The 12,625-nt window shown below is 39.8% G+C and carries 9 protein-coding genes and 1 pseudogene; 6 read left to right on the forward strand and 4 right to left on the reverse strand.

Going from position 1 to position 12,625, the window contains the following annotated elements:
* Positions 1 to 87: 87 nt before the first annotated feature.
* Positions 88 to 231 (reverse strand): PhoP/PhoQ regulatory lipoprotein MgrB, encoded by a 144-nt coding sequence (mgrB, locus tag B0X70_RS14050; RefSeq protein WP_082300881.1) that lies wholly within the window; start codon positions 229 to 231, stop codon positions 88 to 90.
* A gap of 315 nt (positions 232 to 546) precedes the next feature.
* Between mgrB and B0X70_RS14055 the strand changes: the two genes are divergently transcribed.
* From B0X70_RS14055 to B0X70_RS14065, 3 genes and pseudogenes are all read left to right on the forward strand, one after another.
* Positions 547 to 930, forward strand: a complete 384-nt coding sequence (locus B0X70_RS14055; protein WP_036805072.1) for a helix-turn-helix domain-containing protein — start codon at positions 547 to 549, stop codon at positions 928 to 930.
* 23 nt (positions 931 to 953) lie between these two features.
* Positions 954 to 1,658: pseudogene (locus B0X70_RS14060) on the forward strand (RNA-guided endonuclease InsQ/TnpB family protein); the annotation flags it as partial.
* Between the two features lie 272 nt (positions 1,659 to 1,930).
* Entirely contained in the window at positions 1,931 to 2,365 is a 435-nt protein-coding gene (locus tag B0X70_RS14065; RefSeq protein ID WP_217469610.1) for a DUF805 domain-containing protein, read from the forward strand.
* A gap of 364 nt (positions 2,366 to 2,729) precedes the next feature.
* Here the strand turns inward: B0X70_RS14065 and B0X70_RS14070 are convergent, their stop codons facing one another.
* The 3 genes from B0X70_RS14070 to B0X70_RS14080 form a co-directional block, all read right to left on the reverse strand.
* Entirely contained in the window at positions 2,730 to 3,548 is an 819-nt protein-coding gene (locus tag B0X70_RS14070) for an N-acetylmuramoyl-L-alanine amidase (protein WP_217471735.1), read from the reverse strand.
* A gap of 252 nt (positions 3,549 to 3,800) precedes the next feature.
* Complete coding sequence (locus tag B0X70_RS14075; protein ID WP_217469611.1) at positions 3,801 to 5,273, reverse strand: alanine/glycine:cation symporter family protein; 1,473 nt, start codon at positions 5,271 to 5,273, stop codon at positions 3,801 to 3,803.
* A 2,403-nt stretch (positions 5,274 to 7,676) separates the two neighbouring features.
* Positions 7,677 to 8,570: a LysR family transcriptional regulator gene (locus tag B0X70_RS14080; RefSeq protein ID WP_217469612.1), complete on the reverse strand. Its 894-nt coding sequence runs from the start codon at positions 8,568 to 8,570 to the stop codon at positions 7,677 to 7,679.
* A gap of 794 nt (positions 8,571 to 9,364) precedes the next feature.
* Between B0X70_RS14080 and folE the strand changes: the two genes are divergently transcribed.
* Genes folE through B0X70_RS14095 form a run of 3 tightly spaced genes read left to right on the forward strand, consistent with a single transcriptional unit; the run spans position 9,365 to position 12,622 of the window.
* Positions 9,365 to 10,060: a GTP cyclohydrolase I gene (folE, locus tag B0X70_RS14085; RefSeq protein WP_036805054.1), complete on the forward strand. Its 696-nt coding sequence runs from the start codon at positions 9,365 to 9,367 to the stop codon at positions 10,058 to 10,060.
* Entirely contained in the window at positions 10,057 to 10,659 is a 603-nt protein-coding gene (locus tag B0X70_RS14090) for a 6-carboxytetrahydropterin synthase (RefSeq protein WP_036805051.1), read from the forward strand. Before folE ends, B0X70_RS14090 begins: the two co-directional genes overlap by 4 nt.
* A 16-nt stretch (positions 10,660 to 10,675) precedes the next feature.
* A complete protein-coding gene (locus B0X70_RS14095; RefSeq protein ID WP_044467151.1) occupies positions 10,676 to 12,622 on the forward strand; it encodes a dehydrogenase E1 component subunit alpha/beta in 1,947 nt (648 codons plus the stop codon).
* Positions 12,623 to 12,625: the final 3 nt, after the last annotated feature.

The raw sequence follows: 12,625 nt of genomic DNA on the forward strand, positions 1-12,625 counted from the left end.
AAACACTAGCTTTAAAGGGTGGATATTGAAGATATATGTTAGCACAGATATATGACGGGAAAATGGCTGATGAGTATCAGCAACTAATCAGAAAGGCAGATATCGAGTCACAGAACAAATACCTGAATCAAACTTTCCCCCCTGATCACAATAGCTATCCAAAGCTAACAGATACAAGAACAGACATATTCCAAGTAATACTAAGATTGCAATGGTTTTTTTTATGTCCAATTCTATTTCCTTCAAGTTCGGTCAGAACGCAATACGTTAAGAATAAAGTTGGAAAATGATATTTTACAACAATGAAACAAGAAAAATATTCATCCTGTGCTTTCATTGCGAAAAAATCGTACCGGCAACAATATGTATGCTAACAACATATCAGAACACGTTTAAACAAATACTAACCATGTGGATTTTATTCACTATGACAAAAAAATCAATTGTCACATTCAGTTACAATCTAAATCGTGATGTCAAGGCTTTGTCATCTTTAGAAAAAGTTGTGTATACTTCCTTTCATTTTCAACCAGAACAAAATTGTTAATGCCACAGGATAATCACTTAGCACTTGTATGTGCTCTCAGCAAATGGATTGAGAATCACCTTGGCCGGGTAATCCACCTGGAAGAACTGGCAGCTTACTCCGGTTACTCGCTTTGGCACATGCAGAAAATATTCAAGGAAGTCACCGGCATTTCGCTTGGTAAATATATCCGCCAGCGACGCCTGGCCGGCGCTGTGCATCTTTTAAGAAACAGCTCTTTGCCTATTTTTGATATCGCTTTAGATTTCGGCTTCGGCTCTCAGTCTCATTTCACTTACATGTTCCGCAAAGAGTATGGCATAACGCCCTATGATTTCCGGCAGAATCCAGATATTGAGCTCGAAGTTAAATTACCTCTACATTTTGCTGCCAACCGTTCGTGACACGATAGTCAGAGAACATTGAAACAGGCAAGTATTACGCCTCAATCCTCTGCAATGACGGCATGAAAGCGCCAGTAAAGCCCTCTTTGGTAGCCCGTGTAACCGGGCTGGATATGGGGTTGTCTCACTATGCGATCACATCCAGTGGGGATAAGATTGCGAATCCACGCCACCTTATCAACGCCAGCCGCAACCTGCGGCGTAAACAGAAAGCGTTATCCCGTAAGACCAAGGGGAGTGCCAATCGTCGCAAAGCGCGTATACAGCTTGCATGTATACACGAACGGGTCGCCAATGCCCGTGCCGATTTTCAACACAAACTGTCTCGTTCAATTGTTGACGAAAACCAAGCGATCATTGTGGAGACACTGAAATCGGCCAACCTGATGAAAAATCCCAAGCTGGCTCGTGCTATCAGTGATGCAGGCTGGCATGGATTCATCACGAAGCTGGAATACAAAGCGGAAGCGGCAGGCATCCATCTGGTGAAACTGGATCAATGGTTCGCCAGTTCGAAAACGTGTCACTGCTGCCGCCATAAAGTGCCAGAAATGCCGCTGAACAAGCGGATCTGGCCATGTCCTTGCTGTGGTGTCGAACATGATCGTGACATCAACGCAGCGATCAACATCCAGCGCAAGGGCATACAGGAATTACAGGCGGCGGGACTCGTCGTTCCTGCCCACGGAGGCCAGCGTAAATCCGTTGCATCAACGGTTGCGGCCTGAGAAGTGGGAAGCCTTGCCGTTTACGGCGGGGAGCAGTCACATAAGCGAATAATCATTTGTCAAATCATCACACAACGGTTTAAACACCAAAAAAAATCATAAAGGACAAAAACCATCATATAATTTAACAATCATCACCTTATTTATACATATTTAATCATAAAATTACTTTTGAAATATTCTCATCTTAATATCTGATTCATATTTTTCTGTTCATACTATCGTTAAATCAGTTACTATCTGTCCCATTCTTATTTATCTGACTATTATTTATGAACGATTCTCTAGTGAGTTCAATAAAAAGCTATTTCAGCCAAAGATTGAGTAGAAAAGATTATATTATTAGCTTTATTAAAATAGCCGCTATTTTAGGAATATTGATCTTTCTCTCAGGTTATCTAGCAGAAAACAATTACGCAGCTCACATGCAATATGAGTTATCAGTGTGGTTATATATAATCTCTATTGGCCTATGGGCAATGTGTTCCTTCGCTACGGTTTACTATTTAATCATGAAAACAGCCTACAGATTTAATGATGTGGGGCTGTATGGCTGGATAATCTCTATTTTTATCTACCTGTGCAGTGTGTTACCAAACTATTTTTCCGACAAAAACAAAATAATAATGTATTCACCCTTTATCAGTCTAATTGGAATTATCCTGGCATTTATTCTGCCAAAAAGGAGAAACAATAATAAAAATTAATATTTTCTCCATATTACAAAAATTTAATTTAATTTAACTATTACTTAAGATAGTAATAATCATTATAAAATAAAGCGACGATTATTTATATACACTGAATATTTTATTACTTAGCCATAATCTTAGTTCTTTCTCTATAGAAATAATAATGAAAGCCGCCTGATGTTAAAACAGTGATAACAGGAAAGATGTGATCAACAACTGCCGAGGTAAGACTGTCATTGCAGGTTAAAACAAAGTGAAGAAAGGCTCGAAGAATAGATCATGAAAATCTATAGAGTTAATGAGAAGAATCATGCCATAAAGGTCACTCTGATGAAGTTGTTTTTATGGCACGATCACAATGAAATATTACAAATCAAAACTACTTTTTATATTTCTCAACCAGAGCCAGAGCTATCGATTCAGTTTGTGCATCAGGATTACCACTGATGTCACTTGGCCTGAAATGCATCTGGAACGCACTGATTGTTTTGCGGGTATCTTCATCAAGCACACCGGTTTGTGGAATGGTGTAGCCATATTTAGCCAATGTCTTCTGAATTAACTCAACAGAAGCGCCATCATTCCATTTTCTACCCGCCATATACTTTTCAACGGTTGCATCGTCAGGCCATGCACCGATACCTTGTTCAGCCAAACTCTTCCAAGGGAAAAGTTTACCTGGATCATACTTTCTCAAAGGTGCAATATCACTGTGACCAACGACATTAATAGGTTCAATGCCATAACGTTGAATAATATCTTTCGCCAAACGCGTTAATAGATCGATCTGCTGCTCATTAAACGGATACCACTCTTTCTCAAGTAGCATTTCCGTAAATCCTTTATTAACAATTTCAATGCCAATCGAAGTGTCATTCAAGTCTTTCCGACCATTCCATCCACTAATACCAGCATGCCATGCCCTCTTATCTTCAGGAACCAGTTGCAGAATAACAGGCTTGCCTCTCGCATAATTAGGTAACGATGGGAGCAAATAATGAGCACTAACACCGCCCTGAGTGAGTATACGTAAAGAATCTTCATCATTGACAGCGGTATAGTGGAATACCAAAAACCTTACTCTGTCATTTTGACCTTGTGAAGGAAAAGAGCTATCAACTTTATAAGTGCCCCGATCTTCCAGGCTGGAACACCCCGCCAATAGCATAAATAAGCCAACTAATATGATCTTCTTCATCATTTCCCTGTCCTACCTATTAATTGAATAGCAAGATAATAACACAAAGAAATCAAATGAATACAAAATAAAATTTATGTTTTACATGATTTTTTTATAAAACTACCGGTTTTGCTCTTGACATAGACCACAAGTAAAAATGCCTTATTCCCATAAGTTAGATGGAAATAAGGCAAGAATAACAGATGAAACGTGAAAGGCTATCAGCCGCTATGTTGTTAAATAGTATTAACTATACTGTGTGCTAGCATTTCACTTGCGGTCAACCGCTTGGTTAGATTGGGCAAGAGTTGCCGTTTCTTCCCAAATACCAACTTCAACTTTTTTCTGAATCTCAGGATACTGATTGATATCAAATGTCGGTAATTTACCAACACGTCTCTGTTGGTTGTAATCCTTTGCGAGCTTAAATGCGACGCCAGAAAGCAACAAAATAGCGGTCAAATTGGTAATTGCCATCAATGCCATAGACAAATCAGCCATTTTCCAAACTAAAGGCAATTCAGCCAACGAACCAAACATCACCATACCCAACGCCGCCAGACGTAAGATCACTAAACCAGCAATATGATTACGTTCAAGGAATACGATATTGCTTTCAGCATAAGCATAATTTGCAATGATTGATGTGAATGCGAAAAAGAAGATAGCCAATGCAATAAATTCAGATCCCCAATCGCCGACAGCGGAAGACAGTGCCCGCTGAGTCAATTCTATTCCACTTATTCCTGAAATATTGCCATCAAGCACACCCGATGACAGGATGATAACAGCAGTAGCGCTACAGATAACCAGAGTATCCATAAAGACACCTAGCATCTGCACATAACCCTGAGATGCCGGATGAGGAGGATATGGAGAAGCGGAAGCCGCAGCATTGGGTGCTGAACCCATCCCTGCTTCATTTGAAAACAACCCGCGTTGAACACCTTGTGTCATCGCTTGTGCAACACCATAACCAACGGTGCCTGCGACTGCTTCCTGCAAACCAAATGCGCTTTTGAAAATTAATGCAAACACTTCCGGCATGCGTTCAAAGTTATGCCCGACTACCCAGAATGCCAAAATCAGATAAGCTATCGCCATAAAAGGGACAACCAACTCTGCAACCCGAGCAATAGAGCGCAAACCACCAAAAATAATGAACCCGCTAAGAATCACCAAACCGATGCCAACATATAAAGGGTTGAAATCGAATGCGAAAGCAGCAGCCTGAACGATGGAATTTGCCTGAACAGCATTAAATACCAGACCAAAAGCAATAATGAGGAATATGGAGAACAGAATGCCCATCCAGCGTACCCCAAGCCCTTTTTCCATATAGTAGGCCGGACCACCGCGGTAATTCCCCTTATCGTCTTTTGTCTTGTACAGCTGGGCAAGTGTACTCTCAATAAAAGAGGTTGCCATCCCAATCAGAGCGACCATCCACATCCAAAAAATGGCGCCAGGCCCACCAGCCGTTAAAGCGATTGCCACACCAGTAAGGTTACCGGTGCCAACCCGTGCTGCTAAACTGGTACACAGAGCCTGGAATGATGAAATACCTGCACTGTCAGATTTTTTACTGTTTTTCAATACTGAAAACATGTGCCCAAAATGGCGAATCTGTATAAAACCTGTACGAATCGTGAAGTAAATACCGGCGCCAAGAAGAAGATAAATCAGCACGGAGCCCCAAAGGATACTGTTAAGGCTGTTAAGAAAGCTAATTAGTTCCGTCAAGATATTTTTCCCCTTAAATTAGTAAACCTAGTCTGACCATAAAATCGTATCCGGCAGAATTCATTGCGCTTAATATGCCTTTATAATTAACAAGTAACACAATGCTGTATAAAAAAACACAGAGATACCGGTCAGAAAAACACTATGAATGTAACACAAGTTTGAAATTAATGTGTAATGTTTACTGACCTTTTTACATTATCCATCAGATTAAATGAATGTTTGGTGTACTGTTTTTGACTGATAGTTAATAGATATGGCATGCAATCGACTATTGCCCGTCAGTCATTTCATACACTTTCGGCGATGCCTCCTACCTGTGATTCACAATAAGCTACATAATGAAACCCATTACTATTATGAAGCCTACGACGATAGTGCTCATGCAAGTAAAAAAGTTCTACCAATGAGCCTCTTGTTAATTAAATCAACAACCAATTAATATCAAGAAAAAAAATTCAAAAATAAGATATTGTGATTAGTTTTGTGAGCAGATTATCAGCTTTAACAAAAAAATCATCATTAATTTAGAAAATTTCGCATAGTGACATCCATCACATAAAACATTAAAAATCAAAAAGATAAAAAACTCACTTATCAGATCACAATGAAATACCAACACATACACTCAATGTAGGAAATATCATCCCAACAAATAACATAACATGCAAAAAACTAATAAAAACCTTAACCTATATCTGGCATTTATCTGTAAGCATCCTAAATCACAAGAAAAAATGATATTTTTCTCCTAGCTACTTGTGTTAAGTATCATTAGCATTAAAAAGATTTTAACGAATGTTCCCCACTTCTTCATCTGATTCTAACGAACACATTTCTGCTTATTTTTCTATTCTGCAAATATCTTCAAAATATATATCTAATGCCTCCTATTACTCTATTTTCCACAAGATGATTGTCCAATATTTCCGCAAGTGAATTAAAATGAAATGACCATAAAATCGGCATAATAAAATCCTTTTTTATAAAAAATCAAGGGGTACTCTGATTGCCTTTTGGAAGCAAATAACGTTTATTCAGCAAGTTTTCCAGCCGCATCAGGACAAATTTGATCGACTGCCAGATAGACTGAATATTTAATAAAGCTTGTAGAAAATTTACCGCATGAGCAATAGAATTTAAGTAAAATAGAATACACTGCAAAATAAAGTTATCACAATGATATCACCACGTTGAGTTTCCCTAAGGCTGGATACTACGAGTAGAGGTATCTTAGGTAAATCACAAAAATACCAAGACTCAACTTGGCAATCCATCGTGATAGCTAGTTAGAGATAGTTTGACCAAAATTACACCCACCATTTTGTTACAACAATTCGTTGAATACCTATATACCCTATGGATTTCAAGATGCATCGCGACGGCAAGGGAGCGAATCCCCGGGAGCATAGATAACTATGTGACCGGGGTGAATGAATGCAGCCAACAAAGAGGCAACTTTAAAGATGACGGGTATAAGCATCAAAATTCTCCCAAACAGTCAGTTATATGTTAGTCACCACTTCATTCGGCTATAAAAACAACAGATTTAACCCAACCATGCATAGTTAAAATCAACTTTTATTTTACATTTATCAAACATTGTGTTTTAATTTCCATAAAATATTATTTCATTTTGAAACTATTTTATAAAAAATGTGAAAAAACTTCTCTTATATGCAACATAAAACTGGATCTTTTATTATCTACTGCTAATATTTTCATTTGTTATCTTTTACAAAAAAAATATGTTTATGAAGTTAATATTGTATAAATATCTCACTTTTATTCTAAATGCATAATTTAAACAATATACGTTGAGGTTATGAATGATGTTAAGAAGAAAAAGGAAGAATCCCACTGATAACAATTTACCTATAAGAGTCTATCGTGGGAGATCTAAATATGAATATCACCCTCCATCAGGGGGTTCAATATCCATTTGTTGTTTAAGTTCACCATTGTCTGCCGTTTGGGAGGAATATGAAAAAATTCTTAATAAGGAAAAACAATAACTAAATAATAACACTTCAAATATTATACAGTAAGTACTCTATTTACAGTTATAAAACCAGCGGGAGAACAAACTCCCGTTAGCGGTTTTTGCCTAAACACACACGCAATAAAGATTTTTACATGCTATTAAATTAACTATCCAGTTTTAACTTCTTACATCTACTTGTCACTCATCAAACCAAGCTGATCATTCCATTCTTTCTCAAGATAGGTATCTTAAGTCCTCGACTCCGATTGATATGAAAACTTTCATCAGGCATTGGAAAAAAATGGTCAAATATTTGCCAGAAATTCGCAGTTCTCTATCAATTTAGATACTTAGATGATTGCGAATTGCACTTTAATCAGCACTAGCAGAACTCCAAAAGGCTCTTTCCCCTAATAAGATCAACAAACACTGGTGTACAAATTTCCAACTCTTTCTTCAAACCGGGCAAGTTCTTCTGTTAACGGTGCATCAAGCCTAAGCATATATGTCACCAGTTTAGGAATATCACCAGCGAATGGTCTTATGGCGACGTCGCCATGCCGAGCCAAGTTGATCTGTGACTCTCCCGCCACCCCAATCCCATATCCAGCGGCCACTAAAGTTAGCAAAAGGTCAAAACTGGCAACCTTTTCGGATATAGATGGCGCTAACTTTGCATTTTGTAATATAGACAGCACCGGCTCCAAATATCCCTCATACGCTTCCTGACCACAGATGATCAGTGGATAGTATAAAAGTTCATCTAACGGCACTTCTTTATACACTAAAAGCGGGTGCCTGATAGGAATAGCCGCCACCAACGAATCATACCAAGCCGGCATGGCAATGATGCCATCGCCTACTGCCATAGATTGAGCAAATCCCACATCAAAAAGGTTGTCACGTAATCCATTCATGTGTTGAGCTAGAGGTATCTCATGTAAGCGAATGTCCATCCCTGGTTCGTCCTCACGGCATTTTGCTAACAATTCGGCTAACTTGGGTGGTGTAACACCATCGGATAATGCAATACGAAGCTGGCTATGAAATCCAGCCGAAACTGCTTTCACACTATCACGAACCTGACCAAGTACGGAAAAGATGCGAGGAGCCTGCTCCAGTAAAATTTCCCCCGCACGTGTGAGCCGGATATTCCTTGTGGTACGCACGAATAACATCGTACCAAGATCAGCTTCCAAGTTTTTAATTATCCTTGATAGCGGTGATTGTTCTATATGCAGGCGCTGCGCAGCTCTCGCGAAATGTAATTCTTCTGCTACCGCCACAAAACACCGTAAATGTCGCAATTTCATATATATGCAACCTCCATCTTTCGCTAAACAGACTTATGCCTATTCTTTCTGAACACATCTTTATTTGTCCTTTCAGATCATCTAAAAGCGTTCAGTTTTAAGTTGGTGTTGTCCCGTAGGTTAGATCAGGGCCCATATTATCAATTCCGAATTACATAAAACCTCCTTTAGTAAATATGTTATAACCGATCACCGGGCAAGATTTGCCTAACCTTGTTAAAAAACAGTATCTGATAGTTGTGAAACCGCTCTCTATCTGGATGCCATTCATATAATTAATTAATTTATTTAATGAATAAGCCCCAAACTGTACGTCAATACATTTACAATAACAATAAATAAGACTCATTATTTTCTCTGGAAAGATAAGTATTAAATATTCATATCAAGAAATTAAAACAAGCAGAAATAACGGCACATCCTATAGATTTCAAGATGCATCGCGACGGCAAGGGAGTGAATCCCCGGGAGTATAGCGAACTGTGTGACCGGGGTGAGCGAGTGCAGCCAACAAAGAAGAAACTTGAAAGATGACGGGTATATAACATATCTAACTTAATGCACAATTTCACAACGTGACTAAGTGAGCGGGAAAACACGAATCCCAATATCAGTTCACCCAATTAAGACTTAAAAGGTCTTAAGAATGACTGCAAAGGACATGATACCCACCACTATTTTATCTAGCATTCAGATAGTAAGGGACTAAATACTGGTGGTCCGTTAAACAAAAATATGCATTTTTCTAAACGGATCATAATGAACCATTTAGTGACAATAACGAGGTACCTACTGTGGAACCAGGAGATTTAGAAATTTCTACACATGGATTTGCAGATGGAATATCCATGCAATTAGCAAAAAAACGCGCATTACACGGACCCAATGAGACTCTGACCAAAACAGAACTTAACCTTATCATAGATAAAGCTGCTATATCATTCGGAGAATTCCTGACCGCTCTTGGCGTAGACTGGCAAAATGATCCTAATTCGAAAGACACGCCGAGACGTGTTGCGAAAGCTTATGTACTTGACCTATGGAAAGGTCGATACAAACCAATGGGACCTATCACTACATTTCCGGCAGATAACTACGATGGCATTGTATTCGACGGCTGGATCGCTCTCGACTCCATGTGCTCTCACCATCATCAAGCAATCAGAGGCTATGTTCACGTTGCCTATATACCAAGTCAACATGGCCGCGTTCTTGGCCTGTCAAAGTTAAATCGAATCGTCGAACATTTTGGCAGACGTGGACTTATACAAGAACGATTAACAGCAATAATCCATAATGCGGTAAACCAAGTATGTGAAAGAAATCAGGGTGTCGCAGTATTGGTAGATGCATCACACAACTGTGTAAGTTGCAGAGGTGTACGCCACCAGAAAAGCCGGATGAAGACACAAATGTTCTCAGGTGTATTCGCCGATACTAATTCACCTGCCAAGCAAGACTTCTATGAATTGATTAGAGGTACCGCATGACAATTCAATATATTACACGTAAAGGTTCTTTTGACTCCGCTCATCGAGTCATGAACGAGAGGGTGAAATGCTTCAATATCCACGGACACACTTATCTGTATGAACTCACTTTCTCATTTGAACAGATGCAGCCAATTGGATACGCAATAGATTTTAAAGAGATAAAGCGTATCGGCGCAGCATGGATTGATGAGTATCTGGATCACGCCTCGATTCTTAATCCCAAGGATGCAGATTTTATATCCGCTGTCCATGCTACGCGCAGTAAATTTAGACTCATGAGCTTAAATCGTAGTGGCGAGTACTGCAATCCAACCGTTGAAAATATTGCAAAAGAGATATTCCTCACTATGGAAGTTCTTTTTAGTGAATGGGATAGCCTCAAAATTCACCACGTCAGACTCTATGAAACCCCCAATTGTTTTACAGATTGCAATGCCGATTCGATTCATGAAGAGGAACGTAACGCATTTCTCAGCCAACGGTTCGAGGAGCTGAAAGCTTATTCACAAGCAATGGGCCGGTTTGAATATGACTCAAGAAATATTGTTACATCTGATTTTACTCATGAGCACTTACCAAGTAACAAATCACGATGAATGAGGGCTGACGAATATGGACAGCGATATCTTACGAACATCTCTACTAATACGAGAAACGGAAGAAGCATTGTTACGTCTTTATTCCATTGGAGAACTGCATGGAACAGTGCATACATGCATTGGGCAAGAGTTAACAGGCGCAATAGTATGCAAGTTTCTGAAAAAAAATGACTGGGTATTCTCCAATCATAGATGTCACGGTCACTTTCTTTCGCGGACAGGCGATGTTACAGGACTAATCGCAGAGGTGATGGGAAAAGAAACCGGCGTGTGTGGCGGCCGTGGTGGAAGTCAACATCTATGCAAAGAGGGATTTTTTTCTAACGGAATTCAAGGCGGGATCTTGCCAGTAGCAACCGGGGCAGCTTTCGCCAAGAAGTTACGCCATGATAACTCCATCTCAATAGCGTTTATCGGAGATGGCACGCTCGGAGAGGGTGTCGTATATGAAGTATTAAATATCGCAGCAAAGTGGGATTTACCACTATTGATCGTGTTAGAAAACAATCAGTACGCACAATCTACTCATATCTCAGAAACATTATCAGGCAGCATAAGCAAGCGCGCACAGGCTTTTGGAATGAGATATGCGAAATCTGATGTTTGGAATTGGGAACATCTGATAACTGAGACAGAAGATCTGATAAATTATACTAGAAACCAAAGGCACCCTGCTTTTCTACAAATCGATACTTACCGTCTCAAAGCTCACTCCAAAGGAGACGATCTAAGAAGCATAGACGAAATCGAACACTTTAATACTATAGATCCCATCAATGTCATTCTGCGTGAGCATACTGCTGAACTAGCGACAGAAGTCGCCGGAGCTCAAGAAAGAGTAAATGACGCAATAAGAAAGGCAAAGCAGGCTCGCTCATCACCGTTTTACGGTACTGAAACACAATCGCAATCTTCCACATTTCATTCTCTACCCCGCCAAGGGTCTAAGATCCGACTATCCCGTGCAATCAATAATGCATTTTTGGAAATCATGGAACTGGATAAAAATATCCTGTTCATAGGAGAAGACGTGAAAGCACCTTATGGGGGCGCATTTAAGATATCCGATGGTCTGTCCGATCGCTTTCCCGGACAAGTCATAAATACCCCCATTTCCGAAAGCGCTATTGTCGGCATCGGATGTGGACTCGCCATGCATGGATATCGTCCTTTTGTGGAAATCATGTTTGGCGACTTCTTGACTTTAGCGTTTGACCAAATATTGAATCACGCCGCCAAGTTTAGGGACATGTACAACGATCAGGTGAAAGTTCCATTAGTGATCCGAACACCAATGGGCGCTGGCCGCGGTTACGGGCCTACCCATAGCCAAACTTTGGAAAAACATTTCATGGGAATACCAGGTCTGACGATACTGGCAATTAACAATCTTATCGATCCGGCAATAGTCTACAAAGCACTCGCAAAACAGGAGGAAGGTCCTGTTCTTCTTATTGAAAATAAAATCCTCTATACCAAGAGCATTCGAAATGCCTCATTGGGGTTCACAAGCTATGCCTCTGACGATCCATTCCCCGCGGTCGTTGTAAACCCTCTGTCAACAAACGTCGACGTTGTAATCTTCGGTTATGGTGGGCTGAGTGATCTGCTGGTGGATGTAGCAGAAGAACTTTTTGTAGAACACAATGTGATTGCTCAAGTTATCTGCCCACTCCAGATATATCCGTTTAGTGTAATCCCATATATCAAACTCGTATCGAAATGCAAAATCGCCATTATCGTTGAAGAAGGCCAGGGATTTGCGGGTTTCGGTTCAGAAGTCGTTGCTCAATTGACTGAAATTTTGGGTAAGTTATTGCCTCGCACAATACGCATATATCCTTTCAGTATGGCGATACCCTCAAGTAAAGCCCTTGAAAACCTTATGATTCCAGGAAAAGACATGCTGATTGAACAAATTCTTAAAGCATACATATCAGAGGCCAAGCCTCAACAATAAATG

Source organism: Photorhabdus akhurstii (assembly GCF_019090985.1).
Lineage (GTDB): Bacteria > Pseudomonadota > Gammaproteobacteria > Enterobacterales > Enterobacteriaceae > Photorhabdus > Photorhabdus akhurstii.